A 23,817-nucleotide genomic window follows, 5' to 3' on the forward strand; every position below is an offset into this window, starting at 1 on the left:
AAACGCCCTCCACCCGACGGGCAGAGGGCCTTTTGTGTTTCGCTCCCCCGGCTGGACTCGAACCAGCAACCACTCGATTAACAGTCGAGTGCTCTGCCATTGAGCTACGGAGGAATGGACCTCGAAATTCTAGCAGGCCGGCAGCACTGATGAAAAATCGGCCTTGCCTCCAACCCCGCTTATAGGATGAGGAGTGTGACTCATCTTGAACGCATTACCGTCTTTACCGGCGGCGCCTCAGGTCATGATCTGACCTACCAACAGCATGTTCGCGCGCTCGGCACTGAGTTCGCGCGGGCCGGGATCGGAGTGGTCTACGGCGGGGGGAAAGTGGGGCTGATGGGCCAGATCGCGGACTCCGCATTGGACGCCAGCGGCGAGGTCATCGGAGTGATTCCCGAGGTGCTCGTAGAACGCGAAGTCGCACATCGAAACATCACATATCTAGAAATCGTGCCCGATATGCATTTCCGCAAGGCCCGGCTTGGCGAGCTCGGAGACGCCTTTGTGGCCCTCCCCGGCGGAATGGGCACGCTCGAAGAACTCTTCGAAGTCTGGACCTGGCAATACCTCGGAATCCACGCCAAACCCGTAGCGCTCTACAACATCAAGGGTTTCTGGAACCCTCTCCTGGAGATGATTGACCACCAGGTGAATGAAGGGTTCATCGCTGGATGGCGGCGGGACGCTCTGGTCATCGCAGACACCCCCGGAGATTTGATCTCCCAGTTGCGGGCCTGGAGACCGCCTATTCAGGACCGGTAGGCACTGCATCACGGATTGATCGGGCGAATGGTGAGCTCATCAATACTTGAAGCAGCTTCATTCTCCAAAGCCAAGCGGGCAGTCTTGGCCACCGCCTCCGGGGAAATGTAGCGGGCGCCGTCGTACTCTGTGTTCCCCGCAGCAGTCTGTAGGGCGACCTGCATATCCGTGTCCACCTGACCCGGGTGCAACGACGTCACTCGCACGGCACCCCGTTCCTCTTCCCGCAGGGCGTCGGTGAAGGCCCGCAGCGCAAACTTGGATCCGGAGTAGAGCGCACTACCGGCGCGGGATCTGAAACCCGCCCCAGAATTGATGGCCACCACATGCCCTGATGCTGCTCGCAAGGCAGGCAGTGTGAGACGGGTCAGCTCCGCCACGGCGAAGACATTGATCTCGAACATCTCCCGCCACTGGTCCAGTGTGGCCTCACCCACAGGATTGGTCCACGCCAAGCCGGCCGAGTGGACCAACACGTCCAACTGCTGCACGCCGGTCTCTTCCCATGCGCGCCGTACAGCGTCAGCATCGCCAAGATCAGCCACGAACGGTGCCGCGTCCGGCAGCGAGGAGACCACCTCGTGCACACGCTCAGGGCTGGTGCCACCGACTAAGATGCGGTAGTCCGGACTCAACTCTTCGGCGATCGCGCGGCCTATCCCCCGCGACCCACCAGTGATCAGTGCAACTTTCTCAGCCATAGTCCGTAGTTTATCTTCCCCACCCTGATCGCGAGCCGGAGGCAGAACGATACAGTGGCTCCATGAACCCCGGACAGAATTCTCCCGCCGAGCGGCTGACGCTGAGCTCGGGGCTCATCGTCCGCGAACTCAGCAACTACGGGGAACTCAAGCAGGCCTGCCAGCTCTATCGTGGCGTGTTCGGTTACACCGGGGAGGACGAGTCGCTGAACCCACGGATGCTGAACTCACTGCTGAGCCACTCAGGTTCGGTGGTCGGCGCAGTGGATCCCTCCGGCACAGTGCTGGCCTTCGCCTACGGTTGGGCCGCTGTCGAGACCGGCGACGACGCCCACATCTACCACTTCTCCCAGGCAGCCGTGGTCTCCTCCGTCCTGCAAGGGCAGGGTGTCGGCCGGGCACTGAAACGAGTCCAAGCAGCCATGGCCCAACGTTCAGGCGCGGAACGCATGCGATGGACCTATGACCCCCTACTGGCCCGCAACGCCCACTTCAATCTTGATGTCCTCGGTGCCCGCGGCCGCTGGTACTCCCCTGACGCGCAGGGCCTGCCAGGCACTGACCGCATCACCGTGGAATGGCGCTTCACTGACGACGACGCCGCTCCAGATGCGCCGAACGCTGATGGCGCCAGCACGCCCCACGTTGCCGTGGGCGAACTGCACCACAACGCAGCCGGGACCCACCTGGGACTACCGGCTGCCAAGCCTGTGGACCCTGATCTCGCCGCCAGCCTGCGCCAACAGATCCGGGGTGTATTCGACCAGGGCCTGACCGCTCTCTCCTGTTTCCGTACCGACCCACACACCGCTGTGTACACCTTTATTGAGGACTGATCCATGCGCATTGTCTCCGCCACACTCCACGACGTTGAGCTTCCGCTGGTCCACTCGTTCGAGACTTCCAGCCACCGGAAGTCCTCGTTGCGGCATCTGATTGTGGAACTCACTGACGAGACCGGCACCACAGGGTGGGGAGAGATAGCCTCCCCAGCGGGGCCATACTACGCATCAGAGACCACCACCAGCGCTTGGCACACTGCTCAGGAGTATTTGATCCCCGCGGTCCTCGGGGCGGAGTGGGAACATCCTGATGAGGTATCCGGACTCTATGCGAAGGTGCGCGGGCATTGGTTCGCCAAGGCGGGAGTTGAGATGGCGGCATGGACCCTCTTCGCCGCCCACAGCGGCCAGCCCCTGGCGCAGGCCCTGGGCGGGACCCGCAGCACCGTGACCGCAGGGGTCTCCCTCGGGATCGAACCGAGCATTGATGACTTGTTGACGCAGGTGGCCAAGCACGTGGACTCCGGTTATCCGCGGGTGAAGCTGAAGATCGCCCCAGGGTGGGATGTGGAACCGGTCAAGGCGGTACGCGGGGCATATCCAGAACTCGATGTTCACGTTGATGCCAATGGGGCCTACCCCGGTGATGAGGAGGCCTTCGGCATCTTTCGCGCACTCGACCCGCACCGGCTGACGATGATTGAACAGCCCTTCGCGCCCCGGAATTTCCTCGATTCAGCGCGCCTCCAGGCTGAGCTGGATACACCGGTGTGCCTCGACGAATCGGTGGAGACGTTGGATGATCTGCGCACCGCGCTTGAGCTCCGAGCAGGAGCAGTGCTGAACATCAAAGTCTCCCGCATGGGAGGACTCAGCGCTGCACGCGAGGCACACAATCTGGCACAGGGGGCCGGCTGGCCCGTCTGGTGCGGGGGGATGCATGAGTTCGGAATCGGCCGGCTCGCCAACGTCGCGATCTCCTCGCTGCCGGGCTTCACCTTGCCCTCAGATGTCTCCGCCAGTGGAAAGTACTACGCGGAAGACATCATCGAACCGGCAGTGACTGCCGACGGCGGCGTCGTCACCGTCCCGACAAGACCCGGCCTGGGCGCTGAGGTGCGTACTGCACTGATTGCCGAGCACGCGAAGCAGACCGCCTCATTCACTGCATAGCGCGGCGTGCGGGGTACCGAACCTCACTTGCTGTCAGCAGCTGCCTCGTCATAGTCAATCTCCGGGGTAAAGCCAGACTCCATGTCCGCCTTATGACCCCGAGAGCGCAGGACTGCCTGAATCGCAACAGCTGCCGCGACGACGCCGAGACCAGCACCCGAGACAACAACATCTGGGTAGATGAGCATCACACCACCGACGACGAGCAGCACCCGGTCGACGACTGTGCCGTGGGCTATGAGGTAGCCCGCCAGACCTGACGAGACCCCTATCATGCCCAGTACCACGGTGCCCAGCGCCAGTATGAGCTCCGTGAAGGTGCCTTCCAGAAGCAGGGCGGGTTCGAGGATGAAGGCGTAGGGGATGAGGAATCCGGCCACTGCCATGCGCATAGCGCTCACGCCTGCGCGCATAGGATTCGCACCAGCGATGCCCGCGCCGGCGAAGGCGGCGAGACACACTGGTGGCGTCACATCTGCAAGGATGCCGAAGAAGAATACGAACATATGCGCCGCGATCAGCGGCACGTCGAAGTTCTGATAGAGAATCGGGGCCGCAACAGTGGCTGTCACCACGTAGTTCGCGGTGGTCGGCAGTCCCATACCGAGGATGATGCACGCGATCATCACCATGAAGAGAACCAGCAGGAAGTTTCCACCCGCGAGGGCTACCAGACCGGCGCCCAGCTGACCGCCCAGGCCGGTGGAAGTCACCGTTCCGGCGACCATACCGGCCGTGGCACAAGCGGCAATGACCGGAAGCGCAGTGCGGGCACCCGCCACCAACATCTGGGCCACTACATACACCAGCGCTACCAACATCTTGCCGATTTCTGAAAGCGGGCTCTTGCCCTCCTTTGTGGCCTGGCTGATCACCGGGACCACATGCTCGATGATGGCGCGGAGCAGACTGAGAGCCAGTGCGGTGCCGATGCCGAAGAGGGCAGCGCGCATCGGGCTCGCGCCTCCGAGCAGGGTGCCGATAATGACCACCAGCGGCAGCAGCATATCGATGCGGGTGATGATGGATTTCCAGCTCGGAAGCTCTTCAGGCGGAATTCCCTTGAGCTCATTGCGCTTAGCCTCGAAATGCACCGAGAGAAATGCACCCGTGAAGTACAGCGCTGCCGGAATGATCGCAATCACGATCAGCTCGTTGTACTCCAGACCGGAGATGTTCTGAGCCATGATGAACGCGGCCGCACCCATGATGGGTGGCACCATCTGACCACCGGTTGAGGCAGTCGCCTCGGTCGCTGCTGCCACGTGCGGCTTGAACCCGGCGCGTTTCATGATGGGGATGGTGAAAGAGCCCGAGGCCACCGTATTGGCCACCGAGGACCCGGACACCATGCCCTGAAGGCCCGAGGCCGCCACGGCAGCCTTGGCCGGTCCGCCGCTGAACCGTCCGGCAGCGCGGAAGGCGAGATCGTTGAAGAACTGGCCGATGTTCGTTCGCAGCAGCACAACAGCGAAGAACAGGAACAGGAAGATGAACTCGGAGGAGACCCGGATGGGAGTGCCGAAGATACCCTGTCCTGCGGAGAGGAACATATTTGTGGCGAACTCGCTCCAGTCCTGTCCGCGGTGCCCCCAGTTTCCGGGCATCACAGAACCGGTGGCGAACAGTGCATAGAGGATGGCCACACCGGCCACAACCACTATCGGGGTTCCCACGCAGCGTCGGGAAGCCTCCAGCACAAGAATGACTCCGAGTGTGGCTACCAGGACGTCGGTGTCGCTGTAGCCAATGATCGCTACCTGGTTGGAGACCAGGTACTCGTAGTTGAAGAAGATGTAGAGGCTGCACACAGTGGCAACCACAGCCAGGACCACGTCGTACCACGGGATACCACGGTGCCTACCAGTCAGCACGTCGAGCCAGCGGTTGCCGCTGGGCTTGACGTGCAGCAGTCGCTTTGAAGCGGGATAGAGCAAGAAGATCAGCGCCAGTGCGCCGGCGACGTGAAGCGACCCGTGCATCCACGCGTTGTACGGACGTTCAAACGCAGCGTAGAGATGATAGGCGGTGAAGACGACAGAGATGCCGCCGACTACCCAACCCCACCATCCGAGGTCGGTGCGGAAACGGCTGGAGATGTCATGAGCGCGCAGGACATCGTCCGCCTCCTGCTGAGCCGCAGCCCCGGTGGCGGCATCCTCTGAAGATGCCGACCCCCGGGGCTGATCGGCTGCGGCAGTCGAGGTCACGGCAGGTCGACGTCCTGCTCTTCAAAGTAGCGCTCAGCGCCTGGGTGGAGAGGCAGGGCGCCGAGGCCCAGCAGCGCCTCGTCGATGTCGATGTTCTCGCCGACCTCAAGGGTGATGCTGTCGGCGTTGTCGAACAGTGCGGCGGTCAGGTCATAGGCCAGATCGTCGCTCACCTGTGTCGTCGAAGCCACGAGAGCTGCGAAGACCGAGATGGTGGTGATGTCGTCGTCAGCGAAATCGTAGATGTCGGACTCGATCGTGTACGGATCGAACAGCCCACCCTCTGCGATCTCCTCAGCATCGGACTCATCCAGTGACAGCAGTGACACATCAGTGGTGGCGGCCAGCGAGGTCAGCGCAGCGACCGGTGGTCCGGCCACGAACATTGAAGCGTCGATCTGCTCGTCACCCAGCATTTCGGTGGAAGCACCGAAGTCTGTCACCTCAGGGGTGAAGTCGATCTCGTAGTGTTCGAGGATGGCGTCGGAGATTGCACGAGTACCGGAGCCAGCGTCACCGACTGCGATGGTCGCGCCTTCGAGGTCCTCGATGGACTCGATGCCGGAGTCGTCGCGGACCACAATGTGCATGGCCTCGGGATAGAGGTTGGCGATCCAACCCACGTTATTGATCTCGATGCCCTCGAGGTCCTCGAGCTCTCCGGTGTAGGCCAACGCCGCAGTGTCATTCTGCGTCAGTGCCAGCTGCGACTGTTCGTTGTAAATCCGGCCCAGGTTCTCACCGGACCCACCGGATTCCACGTAGTTCACAGAGGCGTCAGTTTCTGCGGAGAAGATCTCGGAAAGTTCACCACCGAGTGGGTAGTACGTGCCACCGGTGCCTCCGGTGGTGAACTCCAGGTCGGTGGTGAAGTCGTCTTCGCTGCCGACCTCAACGTCGGCGTCGCCCTCATCCCCGTTTCCGTTGTCATCGCCGTTGTCGTCCCCACATGCGGCGAGTGCGGTCATCGCGGCCACAGCAGTCATTGCTGCGGCTGTTCGGCGGATAGTCATTGGTCCTCCTGATAAACATGATTCATGGGTGCGACCGACCCGGTCCACCTCATCACAAGCTTGCAATGAGGGTATTCCCAGCCGACCCCGTGAAGATCACACTAGAGCAGGTCAGCGGCATTCGGCCAGTCAGCGAGTGGCCTGAAACACAAACGTAACCTTAATGCCGCGTGTCTTCGAAGGAGTGACCGTCATACTCCGCTCATACGTAGGATGGAGGTCATGACTTCTACTGCTCGTACTGCTTCCGGACATGGACTCGCCACGATCGCCGCAGACGGCACCGTGCTGGACACCTGGTTCCCCTCCCCTGCCCTGGTCCCGCTGGCGGAGAACGACGACGCCACCTTCACCAGTCACTTCCAAGCCGCAGAAGGTGAAGACCCAGACCGTGGGGTGAAGGTGCAGGCAGTGTCGGTGGAGTCAGACCTAGACGCTGAGGCCACCGGGACATCCGATGTGTGGTTGCGCCTGCATCTGCTGTCCCACCGGCTGGTGACTCCCAACAGCATCAATCTCGACGGAATCTTCGGCCACCTCTCCAATGTGGTGTGGACCAACTTCGGTCCCTGCACTGTTGAGGGTTTCGAACTCACGCGCCTGAAGCTGCGCAGCCGCGGACAAGTCACGGTGTATTCCATTGACAAATTCCCGCGCCTGGTGGACTACGTCACCCCGTCCGGGGTGCGAATCGCCGATGCGGACCGTGTGCGGCTGGGCGCCCACCTTGCTGAAGGCACCACAGTGATGCATGAAGGGTTCGTCAACTTCAACGCGGGCACGCTGGGTGTCTCCATGGTTGAGGGCAGAATCTCTGCCGGCGTCGTCGTCGGGGACGGGTCGGACGTCGGAGGTGGTGCGTCCATCATGGGCACCCTCTCCGGCGGAGGCAAGGAGAAGATTTCCCTGGGTGAAGGGGTCCTGCTGGGCGCGAACTCCGGCGTTGGTATCTCGCTGGGCGATGACTGCGTGGTCGAGGCCGGGCTCTATGTCACCTCCGGAACCAAGGTCACCGTGCTGAACAGTGACGGCAGTGTCCGCGGCACAGCTAAGGGCTCGGAACTTTCCGGGTCAGCGGGTCTGCTTTTCCTCCGCGACTCGGTCACCGGGCAGGTTCAGGCCCGCCCACGCAAGGGCCAGAAGGTCGAGCTCAACGCCGCGCTGCACGCCAACTGAGGCTGCACCATGAGTCCTTTCCGGAGACGCCGCAATACTGTGATCACTCGGCCGATGGCTCGTCGGCGGCGGCGTCGTCGTGCCCTGGTCGCGCTGGGTGTGACCACGGCGATGGTGGCTGGTGCGTCCTACGGCACGTGGCGCTATATCGAGGAGCGCGAATTCCTCCTGGACGAACGGTGCGCGGTGACTGTGGGCGATACCGATTACGAGCTGAGCCCCACCCAAACGCATAACGCCGCCCTGCTCGCGGCATCAGCGGCAGACCACGGACTTCCGCCTGAGGCCGCCGTCGACGCGCTGGCCATGTCCATGCAGGAGACCGAGCTGAACATCCGCGATTCGGATGACGAGCGCGGTTCAGAGGTGCTGTTCGCCCGTGGCGCGCCCGATTGGACTGCGGATAACGGCGCTCAACCAGTGGAGATCACCGTGGATGGGTTCTTCTCTGTGATGGAAAGATCATGGCGTTCGGGCCTGGAAGCGGCGGAAGAAGCTGACGAAGACGACGAGGATGAAAACACGGAGCTCTTTTGGATGCCCGACCTGGAGTTGGATGAGGCAGCCGCAGCTCTGGAACGCCCGCACAATCCGCAGTTCTACCCCCAGCATGGCACTGCCGCCCGAGCCTTTGCCTGGCCATTGGCGGGACAGACCCAGGGGCCAGATATGACATGCCACCTTTCCCAGCTGGACGTTCCCGGGCCTGACCCTGAGGGAGTGACGGACGAGCTGGTCGGTCTGATGCCCACAGTCTTGGAGGTCCCCTTCACGGAACCCCCGGAAGAGGATGAAGAGGACGAGGAGTTTGTGCCGGAGCCCATCCTCGACGGGATCATCGAAGTCTCAGGGCAGGACGAGGATGCCCTGGTGACCGTGGAGATGCCCGATTCGGAGGCGGAGCTCAACCATCAGTGGCTGATTGCGCACTGGTCGGTGGCCTCGGCTGAAGATTTTGGTGTGCAGTCGGTGACCTCGGCGCCCTACCGGTGGGAGCGCGACTCTGCACGCTGGCAGCGCCTTTCCGACGAGGACGCCGACTCAGCATCCGTCGGCACAGTGGTGCTCGGTTTCTCCCGCGACCATTGAGGCCGTTCCCCACGGCCCTGCTTCGGACGACGGCGCTTGCCGCCCATAATCGGGCATGAAAACGGTTCGATTAATGGGCGTCATTCGCCGACGTAGTGGCAGGGTTCTGGTTATGGGCCAGACCAGCTCGCCATGCCATGATCGGGCGGTCTCACTTTTTCACAGGTCGCCGGGTGCTGCCGTCGACACGCCCGCCCTCCCCGGGTCTAGCTGGTATCACGCTGGGGCACACGGTGCTGTGCCAGGAATGGGACATGACCAGAGACCGGCGACGGCGTCCCCGCCACTACCCCCTGCCGGGGCGTGGAGTCAGTAGCACTGAGCTCAACACGCGCATTTCACGACGCGACCTTCGTCACGCGGTGTACAACAACGCACTCGCGCCGATTGCTCGTGGCCTCTACTCACCTTTCGCCGACGCCGGCGAACATCAACGCCATGTCGCTGCACTGCAAGCATTGACTACTGGCACCGGTCGGGTTGTCAGCCATGCCACGGCGGCGATACTGCTGGAACTCCTCCATATGCCGCTGGAACCGCCGTTTCACATCACCACCCCACGGAAGGGCCCGCACGTGCACCGCACCCTGGTCACAGGGCACCGATCGGACGTTCCTCCCACGCAAATTGTGCAGCGTCACGGAATTCCCGTGACCTCCCCGGCATGGACGTGGACGGATCTGGCTATCAACGGATCACTGATCGAGGCGCTAGTCCTGGCCGACAGATTCATCCGACCCGGACGCCGGGAGTTCGGTGAGGCTGCAGCTCCGCCAACATCGATTGAACAACTGCGGAAGGCTCTCTCCTTGCGAGGCCGCGCCAATGGAGTGCGTGCTGCCGCCCAAGCCTTGGAACTTGCCCGGACAGGTGTGGACTCACCGCAGGAGACAAGGCTGCGCTTCTATATGCACCAGGCCGATTTGCCCGAACCGGAGGTCAATGGCTGGCTGCTGGACGACGACGGACGGCGGGTGGTGCAGCCCGATCTCCTCCTGCGACGGTGGCGGCTAGCCATCCAGTATGACGGCGAAAAGTACCATTCCGGTGAGCAGATGCGGAAAGATGTCCTGCGAACCGAACGGACCGAAGCGCTCGGCTGGAAAGAGGTCCGCATCACCAAAGATCACATGTATGACTCCGGCAGGCTCGCCATCGTCAAAATCGAGCGGGAACTCCTGGCTCGCGGGTGGCGACGCTGAGAGTCATGAGTGCGCACTGTCAACGGTGAAGGTCACCACCTCAACCTCTACGTCTTCGGGCATGTGCGGGTAATGCCCACGGAGCCCCTCCTTGAGGGAATCCACGCAGGTTGCGGGAGGTAGCCGCGCCTGCTCTGCGGTGAGGCTGCTCAAAGGGTACGTAGTCACTGAAGTGACAGTTCCCCGGAGAGGACCGTGGGTGTCGTCGTCCTCGAAGTAGAAGAAGGACGAGCCGAGCGGAGTGGGATCGTCATAGCGGATGGTGACGGACTTCTTACCCGAGGCCACGGCATCGTAGTAGCGCTTGTTGAATCGGAGGATGCGCGGTGTCTGGTGGTCTGGGAAGAAGTAGGTGTCAGGCAGCAGGTTCCGGACCTGGCGCATCTGCGGGCCGCTAGTGGTGGGCACTGCAACCAGGATGTCCGGATGAAGATCCAGCAGCGCCTGGCGGCATCTTCCACAGGGCGGGATGAGCCCGCGTCCACGGTCCCCTGCAGCGGCGATGGTCACCAGCGGACCGGCATGAGCTGCGGCGGCGACACCCATAGCTACCAGTTCCGCGCAGGGACCGCCGGTGAAGTGGTACACGTTCACACCTGTGTGGATGCGCCCGTGCAGGTCCATAGCTGCTGCGGCCACAGTGTGATATGGGTCGCCACCGATATCGGCAGCCTGTGATTCAGCTGCTGAGATCACCCGTCGCTCAGCATTGTTCGGCTCCACGACTCGCTCCTGTCGTCTCGGGTTGCTTACGGCGGCGCCTTCGGACTACGTTCTGACCCATTTCCGGCCAAAAGTGTGGTCCCAAGGGGCCGACGAACGCGCGACGGGAGACAGCCAGCCTCAGGCCGGGTAGTCGCGGAGGCCCTCGCCGGTGTAGATCTGGCGGGGGCGGCCGATCTTGGTGGCACCATCGCTGTTCATTTCACGCCACTGAGCGATCCAGCCCGGCAGTCGCCCCAGCGCAAAGAGCACGGTGAACATCTTCTCCGGGAAGCCCAGCGCCTTGTAGATCAGCCCGGTGTAGAAGTCCACGTTCGGGTACAGCTTGCGCTCCACGAAGTAGTCGTCCTCCAGTGCTTTGGATTCCAGACGCTGCGCGATCTCAAACATCTCATCGTTGACGCCAAGCTTGGCCAACAGGTCATCTGCCAGGCCCTTCACAATGCGTGCACGCGGGTCGTAGTTCTTGTAGACGCGGTGGCCGAAGCCCATTAGCCGCACGCCGTCTTCCTTGTTCTTGACCTTCTCCATGAAGGCCTCTGGGCTGACGTCGCCGGCCTGGATATCGCGGAGCATCTTCAGGACGGCTTCATTAGCGCCGCCGTGGGCTGGGCCGTAGAGGGCGTTGACGCCGGCGGAGACAGAGGCGAATAGGTTGGCCTGCGCCGAGCCCACCATACGAACCGTGGAGGTCGAGCAATTCTGCTCATGGTCGGCGTGAAGGATCAGCAGCGTATCGAGCGCCTTAGAGATATCGGGATCAACCTCATAAGGCTCGGCGGGCACACCGAAGCAGCCTCGCATGAAATTCTCAACCAGGTTGAGGCTGTTATCGGGGTACAGCATGGGCTGGCCGACAGACTTCTTGTAGGCGTAAGCGGCAATGGTGGGAAGCTTCGCCAGTAGCCGGTATGTGGAGCGTTCGACGTGATCGGGGTCGAAGGGGTCCAGTGAGTCCGGGTAGTAGGTCGACAGCGCAGAGACCGCGGAAGAGAGGACCGGCATGGGGTGCGCGTCCCGGGGGAAGCCGGAGAAGAAGTTCTTGAGCTCTTCGTGCAGAAGTGTGTGACGCCGGGTGACGCTGTCGAAATCCGCCAGCTGCTGCTCGGTGGGCAGTTCTCCGTAGATAAGCAGGTAGCTCACTTCGAGGAAGTTGGACTTTTCCGCCAGCTGCTCAATGGGGTAGCCGCGGTAGCGCAGAATCCCCTCGTCGCCATCAATGTATGTGATGGCTGATTTGGTGTTGGCGGTGTTCATGAACCCGGGGTCGTAGGTGACCGCGCCGGTGGTCTTCAACAGCGGAGCAATGCTCAGCCCGTCATTACCTTCGACGGCGGCCTCCACCGGAAGTTCAAGCTCATGGCCTTGATATTCCAAGTGCGCTGGGGTCTGCTCGCTCACTGGCTCTCCTTTTGATCTTGAGGACACGCGAAGGTGACAACAGTAGGTAACTTACCGTGTTGCCGCGCGTACACGCGAATGCGTCAAAGCCGCATCAAATGGAGTTGGCGCGCTCTGAGCTGGAGCTCAATCTGCCGGCCGCGGCGTCGATCCGTTCATCTGTGGCGGTCAGCGCCACCCGGATGTACCCTTCCCCCGCGGAACCGTAGAAGACACCCGGCCCCACGAGAATGCCCAGGTCAGCCATCTTCTGGACCATGTCCCAGGTGCTTGCGGACGCAGGGGCGCTGGCCCGGCACCAAAGGTAAAGTCCGGCTTCTGAATGCTCCACCAGCAGACCGGCTGACTCCAAGGCTGGTTTCAACACAGCACGACGCCGCCGGTACACCTCGCGCTGCGCGTTGACGTGGGCATCGTCGCTCACCGCAGCAGCTAATGCAGCCTGTACCGGAGCGGGCATGATCATCCCGGCATGTTTCCGAGTGTTAACCAAATTACGTATCAGCTCATGGCATCCCGCGACGAACGCTGCGCGGTAGCCTGCCAAATTGGACTGTTTGGAGACTGAGTAGACCGAGAGCAGCCCCTGATGGCTGTCGCCGCAGACGCGGGGGTCCAGGACGGAGGGGATTTCTGCAGCCTCCCAGCCCAGCTCTGCATAGCACTCGTCGGAGGCGACGACGGCGCCAATGCGCCGGGCGAGCCTGACGACGGAGGCGAGGTGGGCGGCGTCGTGCACTTCTCCGGTGGGATTGCCAGGGGAGTTCAGCCAGATGAGCTTCACTCGGCTCAGTGTGGCCTCATCGAGTGAGTGGATGTCATCTGTGGCCAGGCCACGCGCGCCCGCGATGATCGCACCCATGTCATAGGTGGGGTAGGCGATGCGTGGATAGACCACGATGTCCTCCGGGCCGAGGCCGAGCAGTGTGGGCATCCAGGCGACCAGTTCCTTGGACCCGATGGTCGGCATGATGGCCTGGGGGTCGAGGTCTGGGACATTTCTCCGGCGCGCATACCAGTGGGAGATGGCTTCGCGGAGTTCGGCCGTACCGTGCGTGGTGGGGTAACCGGGCGCGTCAGCTGCATGCGCGAGGGCTGTCTGGATGACCTCAGGTGTGGGGTCGACTGGTGTGCCGATTGATAGGTTGACCATCCCGCCGGCGTGCTGCTGAGCGCGCTCTCGGTAGGGCCCCATGGCATCCCAGGGGTAGTCCGGCAGATTCAGCATGGTGAGGGCGTCAGTCTACGTCGTGCTCTTGCGGCGGCAGCGCCTGAACGACCTCGTGGTCTTTCTCGATCAGCCCGAGACGCGCGGCGCCACCTGGCGAGCCCAGGTCATCGAAGAACTCCACATTTGCGCGGTAGTACTCGCTCCACTTATCGGGCAGGTCATCCTCGTAATAGATGGCTTCCACCGGGCAGACAGGTTCGCAGGCGCCACAGTCGACACACTCGTCCGGGTGGATGTACAAGGCACGTTCACCCTCGTAAATGCAGTCAACGGGACACTCATCAATGCAGGCCTTGTCCTTCAGGTCTACGCAGGGCAGGGCGATCACATAGGTCATAGTGCCCCAAGTCTACCGGTCTTTGGACAGTATCCATGTGCTCAGCACCATTGAGACCAAGGTCACCGCTCCCGCTCCGAGCCACCAGACCAGTGATGCGATGACAGGTCCCGGCAGGGTCTCCATGGCAAGTGGCGAATACGGCACGACGAGCTGATCGGGACCTGGCCACAAGTACGCGATTGTTGCGACGGTGAACGCCGTACCGCCCATCACGAAGGGCTCCACCAGCGACCGCCCCGTCATGCCCGCCCAAAGCAGCGCCATGAAGAGGATCAGCAGAGCAGCGGCAGCTCCCCAGGGCACGACGGCGCCGGAACCGACATCACCGACGATCCAAATATTGCCGTGGAGCACAGTGCCGAGCACCCCGAGGATCACGCCTGAGGCGAAGCAGATGCCGAGCAGGACCGGCCGTGGCATCAGCGGCTCAGACTCCTGCGGCCTGCTTCTTGCGGCGGGTGACCTTCATGCGTTCGCTCGGATCCAGGATGACCTTGCGGATACGGATGGACTCCGGAGTGACCTCCACGCATTCGTCATCATTGGCGAACTCCAGGGACTCTTCCAAGGTGAACTTGGTGGGTGGAGTCAGACCTTCGAAGGAGTCAGCGGAAGCCGCACGCATGTTGGTGAGCTTCTTTTCTTTGGTGATGTTGACTTCCATGTCCTCATTGCGGGAGTTCTCTCCCACCACCTGGCCGCAGTAGACCTCGGAGGTTGCCTCGACGAAGAACGTGCCGCGCTCCTGCAGGTTGATCATGGCGAACGGCGTGGCAGTACCAGCACGGTCGGCGACCAGGGACCCGGAGGTGCGGTATTCGATCTCGCCCTTCCAGGGCTCGTACCCGGCAGAGTACGACGACGCGATGCCGGCACCTCGGGTTTCGGTGAGGAACCGGGTGCGGAAGGCGATGAGCCCGCGAGCTGGAACGGTGAACTCCATGCGAATCCAACCGGAGCCGGAGTTCGCCATGGTGGTCATGGTTCCCTTGCGGGCCGCAAGCAGCTGGGTGATGGCGCCCATGTATTCCTCTGGCGCATCAATGATCATGGCTTCCATGGGCTCGTGAAGGACACCGTCGACCTCTTTTGTCACGACCTGTGGCTTACCGACGGTGAGTTCAAAGCCTTCGCGGCGCATCTGCTCGACCAAGATTGCCAGTGCGAGCTCACCACGACCCTGAACCTCCCACATATCGGGGCGTTCCGTGGGAAGCACTTTGATGGAGACGTTACCCACGAGCTCCTGCTCAAGCCGGTCTTTGACCTGGCGGGCCGTGACCTTGGCGCCCTTGACTCGGCCAGCCATCGGTGAGGTGTTGATGCCGATGGTCATGGAGATTGCCGGGTCATCGACCACTATGTTGGGAAGTGGTTTGGGGTTTTCCAGGTCGGTGAGTGTTTCACCGATCATGATGTCGCCGATACCTGCGACTGCGACGATGTCACCGGGGCCCGCGGATTCAGCAGGAACACGCTTGAGCCCTTTGGTGGCCAGCAATTCGGTGATCTTGACGGTTTTGATGGTGCCGTCCTTGCGAGCCCAGGCGACTTGCTGGTTCTTGCGCAGGGTGCCGTTGAAGACACGCAGCAGGGCCAGGCGTCCTAGGAAGGGCGAGGCGTCGAGGTTGGTGACGTGGGCCTGGAGGACTTCGGCGTCGTCGTATGTTGGCGCGGGAACGTGCTGAAGAATGGTTTCGAACAGCGGCTCGAGGTCCTCGTTTTCGGGCAGGCCTCCGTCTTCTGGCTGCGTCTTGGCGGCACGGCCAGCTTTGCCTGATGCGTAGACGATCGGTAGGTCCAGGACCGCGTCGACGTCGAGTTCGGGGTTTTCCTCTGCGACGTCGGAGGCCAGGCCGAGCAGCAGATCCATGGTGTCAGAGACCACGCCGTCGATCCGGGCATCAGGACGGTCAGTCTTGTTGACCACGAGGATCACCGGCAGCGAGGCCTGCAGTGCTTTGCGCAGGACGAACCGAGTCTGCGGCAGCGGACCCTCGGAAGCGTCCACCAGAAGCACTACACCGTCGACCATGGAGAGGCCGCGCTCGACCTCACCGCCGAAGTCGGCGTGGCCTGGGGTATCGATGATGTTCATGGTGACGGCTTCCGCCTCAGCTACAGACTGAGCGGAGGGTCCGGAATAGAACACCGTGGTGTTCTTGGCGAGAATGGTGATGCCCTTCTCTTTCTCGAGGTCGCCGGAGTCCATGACTCGGTCTTCGAGGTCGCCGTGGCCGCCGACTGCTTTGGTCTGGCGGAGCATGGCGTCAACCAGCGTGGTCTTGCCGTGGTCGACGTGGGCGACGATCGCGACGTTGCGCAGATCATTGCGTGACACAGTGCTCATGGAGAAAGAAGGGCCTTCCGAAAATAGGGATCAGCAACTCGACAGTCGAGTGCTCAACCACACCAGTGTACGCGAGGGCAGCAGGTGATTTCTCCCGGCCCGAAGATCCGAGCTCAGACCTCCTGCGGCAGAACCCTCGTGTTCGGCTCCGCATGGTGGCAGGCGACCTCCTGTGTGACTCCTGGACGCACAGTGAGTTCCGGATCGTGCGTGACACAGATATCTGTGGCTTTCCAACAGCGCGTCCTAAAGCGGCACCCGGAGGGCGGATTGGCCGGATTCGGTGGATCACCCTTGAGGACTATTTCCTCCCGATCCCCACGCAGGGTGGGGTCCGGCACCGGCACTGCCGACAGCAGCGCCTGTGTGTAGGGGTGAGATGGCGCACCGTAGAGCTCGTCGTCGGTGCCCAATTCCACCAGCCGACCAAGGTACATCACGGCGAGCTGGTCGGATATGTGCCGGACCACGGAAAGGTCGTGAGCGATGAAGATATAACTCATCCCGAATTCGTTCTGAAGATCTTTGAGGAGGTTCATCACCTGGGCCTGGACCGACACGTCGAGGGCGGAGACGGGCTCGTCACAGATGATGACGTCCGGATTAAGCGCCAGCCCCCGCGCGATACCGATGCGCTGCCGCTGCCCTCCGGAGAACTGGTGCGGGTACCGGTTGATGTGATCGGGATCCAGACCAACGACGTCGAGGAGCTCCTTGACGCGTTTCCGCACACCCTGAGCGGGTTTGGCCTCTGGGTGCAGTTTGAAGGGTTCGGCCACGATGTCGCCGACGGACATCCTGGGATTCAATGAGGTGTAGGGGTCCTGGAAGATGATCTGGATCTTCCGGCGCATATGCCGCAGGGCCTCACCACGCATCGCCAGGAAGTCCTGGCCACGGAACCGAATGGATCCGGAGTCCGGCTCTTCCAGGCGCATCAGGAGTTTGGCCAGCGTGGACTTACCGCAGCCGGACTCGCCCACGACGCCGAGAGTCTCTCCCCGTCGAAGCTGGAAGCTCACCCCGTCAACTGCCTGAACCGCTCCGGTCTGACGCTTGAATACCAGCCCTTCCTTCACGGGGAAGTGCTTGACCAGGTTCTCAACCTCGAGCACAACCTCCGCGTTTTCGTCAAAGGACTCGGTGTTGGGCAGGCTCATGTTTGTGCCTCCTCTGGGGTCTGCAGACGCCCATGGTAGATGTCATCACGGTAGTGACAGGCAGAGGTGTGCTGGCCCACGATCGGAAGCAGCTCAGGCAGTTCGTTGCGACACAGGTCTGTGGCGTAGGGGCAGCGGGGACTGAACGGGCACCCTGTCGGCATGTCAGTCAACGAGGGCGGCAGACCGGGGATGGCATTGAGCCGGGTCTCTGCTGAGTCGAGTCGCGGCAACGACTCCAGGAGACCTTTGGTGTAAGGATGTCCGGGCTTGGCGTAGATCTCGTAGACGTCCGACGCCTCCATCACTCGTCCCGCATACATCACCGCGATTTTGTCGGCCACATCAGCGACGACGCCGAGATCATGAGTGATGAGGATCAAGCCCATGTTGTTCTCGGTCTGCAGGTCCTTGAGTAGACGCATGACCTGGGCCTGGACGGTCACGTCGAGGGCAGTGGTGGGTTCATCCGCGATGAGCACGTCTGGTTCTAGGGCGATGGCCATTGCGATCATGATGCGCTGGCGCATACCGCCGGAGAACTGATGCGGGTAGTCCCCCACACGCTGTTCTGGCGCAGGGATGCCGACGCGCTTCATAAGTCCAATGGCACGCTCTCGGGCGGCCTTTCGCTTCATCTTCTGGTGCACGCGGAACATCTCGGCGATCTGCCAACCAACAGGCAGCACAGGGTTCAGGGAAGAGAGCGCATCCTGGAAGATCATGGAGATGTTCACCCCGCGCAGCAGTCGCCGCTGCTCGGGCTTCATCGCCAGAAGATCTTGGCCCCGGTAACGGATCTCGCCACCAGCGATATGTCCCGGTGGCATATCGAGGATTCCCATGATGGTCTGAGCTGTGACGGACTTGCCAGAGCCTGACTCGCCGAGAATTGCCAGAGTCTCGCCGGCCTCCAGACTGAAATTCAGCCCATTGATGGCTTGCGCCACTCCGCTCTTGGTGCGGAACTCCACGTGAAGATCCTTGACCTCCAAGAGTGGTCCCGAACTGGCAAATGCTCCGGGACCCGACGCGGGGGGCGTGCTCGGGGGTGTGGTTGTCATCTCTGACTCACCTCTTCTTGGACTTGGGGTCGAGGGCGTCGCGGAGAGCTTCACCCATCGTGGTGAAGGCGAACACTGTGATGGCCACGAAAATGAGCGGGAACGTCAGCAGGTGCGGCATCTGTTGCAGGTAGTTCTGGGCGTCATTGAGCTGCAGACCCCATGAGATCGCAGGCAGTTGCAGTCCTACACCTAAGAACGTCAGCGTGGCCTCAGCGCCAATAATGATGCCTGTGTACACGGCCGCATAACCGACGACGGGTCCCAGAGCATTGGGCACAATATGCCGGCGCATGATGGTGACAGGTCCGGCGCCTAGGGCACGGGCGGCGGTGACGTAATCGTTGTGAATCACAGAAAACACTGATCCGCGCATCAGTCGCGCCATGGTCGGCCAGGTGAAGACGATGAGGATGAAGGCCACATCCCACACATTGCGATCCTGCTGCACAGCGAGGAAGACCAGAGCTCCGAGCAGGTAGGGGATGGCGAAGATCAGGTCGGTCACGCGCATCAGGAGCGCGTCCACCCACCCACCGAAGTACGCGGCGATGAGGCCCAGGAGTGACCCGAATACGAGAATGCTGCTTGTGACGATCACACCCACAGCGATGGAGTTACCGGCGCCGTAGATGACCCTCGTGTAGTAGTCGCAGCCCTGGATGTCCGTCCCAAACCAGTGTTCCGCCGATGGCTCTTGTCTGGACCGGCCAAGGAAACACTCACGCGGGTCGTGGGTGGCGAACAGCTGCGGAAACAGCGCCATCGTGATCATGACCAGAAGGAGCACCGTGGAGATCAGGAACCACGGGTTTTTGCGAAGCGACCTCCAGGTGTCCATCCACAGGCTGGCATCCTTCTGCGAGCGCTTCTTGGGCTCTGGTGCAGGCGCTGGGTCCCCCGCAGACGCCACTGCGCGTGATCTGTTCAGCTCAGTCATAGCGGCTCTCCTTAGTCGTAGCGAATACGGGGGTCGAGGACGGCGTACAGGAGGTCGACAATGAGATTCACGACGACGTAGAAGAGCACAAACAGGATCACGATGCCCACCACAATGGTGTTCTCCTGCGCCTGAATGGAGCGGAAGACCTGACCGCCCAGTCCCTGCATATTGAAGACACTCTCTACCAGGACTGTCCCAGCCAGCATCGTCGCAAGATCGGCACCGAGGAAGGTGACCACCGGGATGAGCGAGTTGCGCAGACCGTGTCTGGTGACGACGCGGCTGCGCTTCATTCCTTTGGCCGTCGCAGTGCGCACGTAGTCCGACTGGAGTGCCTCAATGAGTTCACTGCGCAGCATGCGGGCGACGATGCCCGTCGAGACGGCCGCCAGCACAATGCCCGGAAGGATGTAGCTCACGAACCCTTCTCGCGTTCCAGCGATGGGGAACCACCCCAGATTGAGTCCGAAAGTCAGCTGGAGGAGGAATGCAATGGCCAACGTCGGCAGGGCTACGACGATCACGAGGGACACCTGGACGAATCGGTCGACAAAGCTGTCCTTGTAGACAGCGGCGAGTATGCCGGCGATAGTTCCGATCACGGCCTGGAAGACGAACGCCACAGCTGCAAGGGTCAGGGTGATCGGGAGGCCCTGCCGGATGATGTCCAATACCGGTCGGCCCTGGAATGTGGTGCCGAAGTCTCCCTGCGTGAAGACCCCCCACATGTACTTCCCGTACTGCACGAGGAAGGGGTCATCAAGGTTGTACTGGTCACGCAGCTGCGCCTGAACCTGCTCGCTCATCGGCCTGTCTCCCGCCAGCGCCCGAATGGGGTCGCCGGGCATGAGGAAGACCATGGCGTAGACGATGAGGGTCGCCACGAGGAGTACAGGAATGAACTGCAGCAGACGCCGAATGATGTATCCGGTCATTGGAGTCCTTGGGGTGCGTAAGGGGTGCGGTGAATCTGGGCAGTGAGAAGGTTATCAATCTTCTGATGTTGATGTCCGATCCGCCGTGCTGTGCGGATGAGACATTCTGATCGATCACTCGAGAACATCTACGTCTTCTACTCGCACATAACTGGAGAGGTCGGAATAGACGTTGTCGACTCGGTCGGTGTGCACGATGAAGTAGTCCTGGAAAAACAGGGGCAACACAGGAAGGTCTTCGAGCAGCTGTTCTTCGGCGGCCTGGTAGAGCTCGTCGGCGTCATCAGCGTCTGCGAAGTTCGCCTCCCGGATCGCGTTGTCGAATTCCTCACTGCTGTATCCCGCGTAGTTCGATGCGGCGTCCGAGGTGTAGAGCGGCTCCATCGCGTACTGGGCGCTCGGGTACGCCAGAAGCCACCCCAAGCGGTAAGGCCCCGTCACGTCACCTGAGTCATGAAGGTCAAGGTACTGAGCGAACTCCAGGGATTGGAAAGTGATGTCATCGATGGGGAGATTCGCCATCCACTGGTTGGCAATCGCCTCCACGTATTCGTTGTGGCCTGTGCCAACATCGGTGTACATGGTGAACTCTGACGGTCCACCAGCTTCCTCATAGAGTTCAGCAGCCTGCTCAGGGTCGAAATCGCAGTACTCGCAGGCATCATTGCGTGACATCGGAAGAATCGGAGGCAAAATCCCGTATGCAGGTGTCATGGCTCCTTCGAAGATTTGCTCATTGATCTCCTCGCGGTCCATAGCCATGGAGAGGGCTCTGCGGAGATCCACGTCTTCCCAGTCTTCCTGGTACGTGGGGAGACCTATATAGACAAAGCGTGATGACTCGTTCTGGGAATAGTTGTCTCCAAAATCCTCCTCCACCTGGGCTATTCGGCTGGGGGGAACTTCGCCAAGAATGTCCAGCTCACCCGCCTGCACATCGAGGTATGCGGTCTCGATGTCGCTGTAGATTCGCCATTCAATGCGCTCCGGACTTCCCGGGTCCTCCCCCGGCCACTCTTCATAACGGTTCATGTTGATTTCCGTGTCGCGGACCCATTCCCCATCCATCTGGTATCGGCCATTACCGATAGGAGAGTTTTGGAAAGCATCCATGTCTTCGAACGCGACGTCGGGCATGGGGTAGAAACCGTTGTAGGTCAACACGATGGGAAGCTGACCGAAGGGCTCGACGAGCTCGATCTCCAGGGTGTAGTCATCTACCGCGCGAACACCTTCCATCTCCTCGGCATCACCGTTGACGACGTCCTCGTAGCCGAGAAACTTGTCGTGGAAGTTCGCAGTCGCTTGCGCGTTATCAGGGTCGACCACCCAATTCCACGTGTCCACGAACGTCTGGGCTGTGACAGGGTCGCCGTTGTGGAAGGTGTATTCATCGGACAGTTCGAACGTCCACACCACCTGGTCTTCGGTCTCCCAATCGCTCGCCATGGCGGGCTGGGCCTCATAAGTCTCGTAGTCGACCTCTGTCAGGCCGGTGAACAGCTGCTGCAGGACGCGGGAACCACAGTTCTCTGTGTTGTTTCCCGGTTGGAGGTTTTGGGGCTCGCAAGTATAGGTGCTGAGGCTTCCGCCGTCCGCCGAAGCCTCGTACTCACCGTTGTCGCTGCCGCAGGCGGCCGCGGCTAGCACGACGGTGAGCGCCCCTCCCGCGGCGGTGGAGATTCGACGGGACCGTTGGAGACTGCCGGCCGGCATTGATGCAGATGTCATGGTGCGAAGTGCTCACTCCAAAATGGTTGGGATATGAAGAAGGCCCGTCCCGCCCCGGAGTCTCGGGGCGGGACGGGCCTTCACATGTCAACAACTTCTGTTACTCGTCGGTGACTTCGAGCTGCTCTACACGCAGGAACGTGCGTGGATCCATCGTGACCGAGTCGTGGTCAATACGGTCGGTGTGCACCACACCCATGCTTTGGAACCACATGGGGATCACGGGCATCTCTTCCAGCAGAATGTCCTCTGCCTCCTGGTACAGCGCGTCCGCGTCCTCCGGATCGGTTGCGTTGGCTTCAGCGATCAGACTGTCGAAATCGTCATTCGAGAAGCTTGTGTAGTTCGAGGACTGACCTGTGGTGTAAATGGGCTCCATCGCATACTGCGGGCTGGGGTAAGAGAGCACCCAGCCAAGACGGAACGGGCCGGTGACAGACTGCTCGTCGTGGAGGTCCAGGTACTGAGCGAACTCCAGTGACTGGAAGGTGACATCTTCGATGCCGAGGTGCTGCTGCCACTGATTGCTGACAGCTTCCACCCAGTCTTCGTGACCTGCACCGGAGTTGAAGTAGACGGTCAGCTCGCTGGGTCCACCTGCCTCCTCATAGAGATCCGCAGCGGCCTCCGGGTCGAAGTCGCAATGCTCACACGCATCTTCTCGCCCGGACGGCAGCATAGGTGGAATGATATTTCGGGCGGGCACCTGTGCGCCGTCGAAAATGTTGTCGATGATCTCTTCACGGTCGATCGCCATCGATAGTGCGTGCCGAACATCTACATCCTGGAATTCATCCTGGTAGAGCGGGAAGCCCATGTAGGTGAAGGATGAGGTTTCGAACAAGGCCTGGTTGTCCCCGAAGTCGCTTTCCATCGTTCCCAGCCGGTTTGGTGGAACGGTGTCAAGAACATCGAGGTTCCCTGCCTGGACGTCGAGATAGGCGGTGTCAATATCGCTGTAGATCTGCCATTCGATGCGCTGAGGGACGCCGGGGTCTTCGCCCGGCCACTCGTCGTAGCGCTCCACGGCAATCTGCACGTCGTTTTCCCACTCGCCGTCCATCTGGTACCGACCGTTACCGATGGGGGACGATTCGAAGGCTTGAGGGTCTTCGAACGCCGCCTCCGGCATGGGGTAAAAACCGGTGTAGGAGAGCATCAGTGGTAGCGGGGAGAAGGGCTCGTTGAGCTCCAACTCCAGGGTGTAGTCATCGACGGCACGCACGCCCTCGAGTTCTTCAGCATCACCTTCGACCATGTCTTCGTAGCCGACGAAGACATCGTAGAAATCGTTGTTCTGCTGCGCGTTCTCGGGGTCAACGGTCCAGTTGAAGGTGTCTACGAAAGTCTGGGCGTTGATCTCATCACCATTGTGGAACGTCCAACCTTCATCAATTTCGAAGGTCCATACAGTCTGGTCTTCATTGGAATCCCAACTGCTGGCGACACCGGGCTCGGCCTCAAAAGTGTCGTAGTCGACCTGCGTCAGGCCAGTGAACAACTGCTCCAACACCCAAGACCCGCAGACCTCCGAGGAGTTGGAGGGCATGAGGTTTTGAGGTTCGCAGTTGTAGACGCTGACAGTTCCGCCGCCAGTGGCCTGGTCGCCGTTCTCGCCGCCGTTGGCGTCGGCTCCGTCATCGCCGTTGCCGCAGGCTGACAAGACCAGCGCTGCGGACGCCGTGACAGCTACAGCGCCGCGGCGCCAGAACTGCCTCGTGGTTGTTTCGCGGTTCATATGAGATCTCCTCATCAATGGATCGAGCGAGTAGTGGTTATTACGCTAGTACAGTTTTCTTTGCGGTGATGTTTCGACACTGTTCAATGT

At 61.3% G+C, this 23,817-nt stretch carries 21 protein-coding genes and 1 tRNA gene; 6 read left to right on the top strand and 16 right to left on the bottom strand.

Features of this window, described 5'->3' with window-relative positions; translation table 11 throughout:
* Positions 1-42: 42 nt before the first annotated feature.
* Positions 43-114: transfer RNA gene (locus FH975_RS05835), tRNA-Asn, on the bottom strand.
* Positions 115-195: 81 nt separating this feature from the next.
* Here FH975_RS05835 and FH975_RS05840 point away from each other — a divergent pair.
* Positions 196-765, top strand: a complete 570-nt coding sequence (locus tag FH975_RS05840) for an LOG family protein (protein WP_328821793.1) — start codon at positions 196-198, stop codon at positions 763-765.
* An 8-nt stretch (positions 766-773) separates the two neighbouring features.
* Here FH975_RS05840 and FH975_RS05845 read toward each other — a convergent pair whose 3' ends face one another.
* Positions 774-1,466, bottom strand: a complete 693-nt coding sequence (locus FH975_RS05845) for an SDR family oxidoreductase (protein WP_162320482.1) — start codon at positions 1,464-1,466, stop codon at positions 774-776.
* A gap of 62 nt (positions 1,467-1,528) precedes the next feature.
* Here FH975_RS05845 and FH975_RS05850 point away from each other — a divergent pair, with 62 nt between their 5' ends.
* Both FH975_RS05850 and menC read left to right on the top strand, forming a co-directional pair.
* Positions 1,529-2,302 (top strand): GNAT family N-acetyltransferase, encoded by a 774-nt coding sequence (locus FH975_RS05850; RefSeq protein ID WP_162320483.1) that lies wholly within the window; start codon positions 1,529-1,531, stop codon positions 2,300-2,302.
* A 3-nt stretch (positions 2,303-2,305) separates the two neighbouring features.
* Positions 2,306-3,421 carry an o-succinylbenzoate synthase gene (gene menC, locus FH975_RS05855; protein WP_162320484.1) on the top strand — a complete coding sequence of 372 codons (1,116 nt, stop codon included), beginning with the start codon at positions 2,306-2,308 and terminating at the stop codon, positions 3,419-3,421.
* Positions 3,422-3,444: 23 nt separating this feature from the next.
* Here the strand turns inward: menC and FH975_RS05860 are convergent, their stop codons facing one another.
* Both FH975_RS05860 and FH975_RS05865 read right to left on the bottom strand, forming a co-directional pair.
* Complete coding sequence (locus FH975_RS05860; protein ID WP_162320485.1) at positions 3,445-5,631, bottom strand: TRAP transporter permease; 2,187 nt, start codon at positions 5,629-5,631, stop codon at positions 3,445-3,447.
* Positions 5,628-6,644: a TAXI family TRAP transporter solute-binding subunit gene (locus FH975_RS05865; protein WP_162320486.1), complete on the bottom strand. Its 1,017-nt coding sequence runs from the start codon at positions 6,642-6,644 to the stop codon at positions 5,628-5,630. Before FH975_RS05865 ends, FH975_RS05860 begins: the two co-directional genes overlap by 4 nt.
* A gap of 222 nt (positions 6,645-6,866) precedes the next feature.
* On the opposite strand from FH975_RS05865, the gene dapD reads away from it, so the two are divergent.
* The 3 genes from dapD to FH975_RS05880 all read left to right on the top strand — a co-directional run bounded on the left by dapD (position 6,867) and on the right by FH975_RS05880 (position 10,111).
* Entirely contained in the window at positions 6,867-7,820 is a 954-nt protein-coding gene (gene dapD, locus FH975_RS05870; RefSeq protein ID WP_407938613.1) for a 2,3,4,5-tetrahydropyridine-2,6-dicarboxylate N-succinyltransferase, read from the top strand.
* Between the two features lie 9 nt (positions 7,821-7,829).
* A complete protein-coding gene (locus FH975_RS05875; RefSeq protein WP_153078196.1) occupies positions 7,830-8,909 on the top strand; it encodes a hypothetical protein in 1,080 nt (359 codons plus the stop codon).
* A 254-nt stretch (positions 8,910-9,163) separates the two neighbouring features.
* Entirely contained in the window at positions 9,164-10,111 is a 948-nt protein-coding gene (locus FH975_RS05880) for a PDDEXK family nuclease (protein ID WP_162320487.1), read from the top strand.
* Positions 10,112-10,114: 3 nt separating this feature from the next.
* Here the strand turns inward: FH975_RS05880 and FH975_RS16900 are convergent, their stop codons facing one another.
* The 12 genes from FH975_RS16900 to FH975_RS05940 all read right to left on the bottom strand — a co-directional run bounded on the left by FH975_RS16900 (position 10,115) and on the right by FH975_RS05940 (position 23,727).
* A complete protein-coding gene (locus tag FH975_RS16900) occupies positions 10,115-10,834 on the bottom strand; it encodes an ASCH domain-containing protein (protein ID WP_202923033.1) in 720 nt (239 codons plus the stop codon).
* Positions 10,835-10,954: 120 nt separating this feature from the next.
* Positions 10,955-12,235, bottom strand: coding sequence for a citrate synthase (locus FH975_RS05890; RefSeq protein ID WP_153078194.1), 1,281 nt, complete (start codon positions 12,233-12,235; stop codon positions 10,955-10,957).
* Between the two features lie 94 nt (positions 12,236-12,329).
* Entirely contained in the window at positions 12,330-13,463 is a 1,134-nt protein-coding gene (dapC, locus tag FH975_RS05895) for a succinyldiaminopimelate transaminase (protein ID WP_162320488.1), read from the bottom strand.
* Between the two features lie 10 nt (positions 13,464-13,473).
* The gene (gene fdxA, locus FH975_RS05900; protein WP_138251767.1) at positions 13,474-13,803 is read right to left on the bottom strand and encodes a ferredoxin; all 330 of its coding nucleotides are present in this window, start codon (positions 13,801-13,803) and stop codon (positions 13,474-13,476) included.
* 12 nt (positions 13,804-13,815) lie between these two features.
* Positions 13,816-14,226, bottom strand: a complete 411-nt coding sequence (locus tag FH975_RS05905; RefSeq protein WP_162320489.1) for a hypothetical protein — start codon at positions 14,224-14,226, stop codon at positions 13,816-13,818.
* 7 nt (positions 14,227-14,233) lie between these two features.
* The gene (gene typA, locus FH975_RS05910) at positions 14,234-16,156 is read right to left on the bottom strand and encodes a translational GTPase TypA (protein ID WP_153078191.1); all 1,923 of its coding nucleotides are present in this window, start codon (positions 16,154-16,156) and stop codon (positions 14,234-14,236) included.
* A gap of 113 nt (positions 16,157-16,269) precedes the next feature.
* Positions 16,270-17,316 carry an ABC transporter ATP-binding protein gene (locus tag FH975_RS05915; RefSeq protein ID WP_153078190.1) on the bottom strand — a complete coding sequence of 349 codons (1,047 nt, stop codon included), beginning with the start codon at positions 17,314-17,316 and terminating at the stop codon, positions 16,270-16,272.
* Positions 17,313-18,380, bottom strand: coding sequence for an ABC transporter ATP-binding protein (locus tag FH975_RS05920; protein ID WP_162320490.1), 1,068 nt, complete (start codon positions 18,378-18,380; stop codon positions 17,313-17,315). Before FH975_RS05920 ends, FH975_RS05915 begins: the two co-directional genes overlap by 4 nt.
* A gap of 7 nt (positions 18,381-18,387) precedes the next feature.
* Entirely contained in the window at positions 18,388-19,320 is a 933-nt protein-coding gene (locus FH975_RS05925) for an ABC transporter permease (protein ID WP_153078188.1), read from the bottom strand.
* Positions 19,321-19,331: 11 nt separating this feature from the next.
* Positions 19,332-20,258, bottom strand: a complete 927-nt coding sequence (locus FH975_RS05930; protein WP_153078187.1) for an ABC transporter permease — start codon at positions 20,256-20,258, stop codon at positions 19,332-19,334.
* Between the two features lie 114 nt (positions 20,259-20,372).
* Positions 20,373-21,989, bottom strand: a complete 1,617-nt coding sequence (locus FH975_RS05935) for a peptide ABC transporter substrate-binding protein (RefSeq protein ID WP_162320491.1) — start codon at positions 21,987-21,989, stop codon at positions 20,373-20,375.
* A 100-nt stretch (positions 21,990-22,089) separates the two neighbouring features.
* The gene (locus FH975_RS05940; protein ID WP_162320492.1) at positions 22,090-23,727 is read right to left on the bottom strand and encodes a peptide ABC transporter substrate-binding protein; all 1,638 of its coding nucleotides are present in this window, start codon (positions 23,725-23,727) and stop codon (positions 22,090-22,092) included.
* Positions 23,728-23,817: the final 90 nt, after the last annotated feature.

This window comes from Nesterenkonia haasae, assembly GCF_010119385.1.
GTDB lineage: Bacteria > Actinomycetota > Actinomycetes > Actinomycetales > Micrococcaceae > Nesterenkonia > Nesterenkonia haasae.

Bases quoted from the DNA above. Each gene is read 5' to 3' on its own strand.
- menC (WP_162320484.1), top strand. From the start codon at position 2,306: ATGCGCATTGTCTCCGCCACACTCCACGACGTTGAGCTTCCGCTGGTC.
- FH975_RS05915 (WP_153078190.1), bottom strand. From the start codon at position 17,316: ATGAGCCTGCCCAACACCGAGTCCTTTGACGAAAACGCGGAGGTTGTG.
- FH975_RS05935 (WP_162320491.1), bottom strand. From the start codon at position 21,989: ATGACATCTGCATCAATGCCGGCCGGCAGTCTCCAACGGTCCCGTCGA.
- FH975_RS05865 (WP_162320486.1), bottom strand. From the start codon at position 6,644: ATGACTATCCGCCGAACAGCCGCAGCAATGACTGCTGTGGCCGCGATG.
- FH975_RS05920 (WP_162320490.1), bottom strand. From the start codon at position 18,380: ATGACAACCACACCCCCGAGCACGCCCCCCGCGTCGGGTCCCGGAGCA.
- fdxA (WP_138251767.1), bottom strand. From the start codon at position 13,803: ATGACCTATGTGATCGCCCTGCCCTGCGTAGACCTGAAGGACAAGGCC.
- FH975_RS05845 (WP_162320482.1), bottom strand. From the start codon at position 1,466: ATGGCTGAGAAAGTTGCACTGATCACTGGTGGGTCGCGGGGGATAGGC.
- typA (WP_153078191.1), bottom strand. From the start codon at position 16,156: ATGAGCACTGTGTCACGCAATGATCTGCGCAACGTCGCGATCGTCGCC.
- FH975_RS05930 (WP_153078187.1), bottom strand. From the start codon at position 20,258: ATGACCGGATACATCATTCGGCGTCTGCTGCAGTTCATTCCTGTACTC.
- dapD (WP_407938613.1), top strand. From the start codon at position 6,867: ATGACTTCTACTGCTCGTACTGCTTCCGGACATGGACTCGCCACGATC.
- FH975_RS05940 (WP_162320492.1), bottom strand. From the start codon at position 23,727: ATGAACCGCGAAACAACCACGAGGCAGTTCTGGCGCCGCGGCGCTGTA.
- FH975_RS05880 (WP_162320487.1), top strand. From the start codon at position 9,164: ATGACCAGAGACCGGCGACGGCGTCCCCGCCACTACCCCCTGCCGGGG.
- FH975_RS05905 (WP_162320489.1), bottom strand. From the start codon at position 14,226: ATGCCACGGCCGGTCCTGCTCGGCATCTGCTTCGCCTCAGGCGTGATC.
- FH975_RS05875 (WP_153078196.1), top strand. From the start codon at position 7,830: ATGAGTCCTTTCCGGAGACGCCGCAATACTGTGATCACTCGGCCGATG.
- FH975_RS05850 (WP_162320483.1), top strand. From the start codon at position 1,529: ATGAACCCCGGACAGAATTCTCCCGCCGAGCGGCTGACGCTGAGCTCG.
- FH975_RS05925 (WP_153078188.1), bottom strand. From the start codon at position 19,320: ATGACTGAGCTGAACAGATCACGCGCAGTGGCGTCTGCGGGGGACCCA.
- dapC (WP_162320488.1), bottom strand. From the start codon at position 13,463: ATGCTGAATCTGCCGGACTACCCCTGGGATGCCATGGGGCCCTACCGA.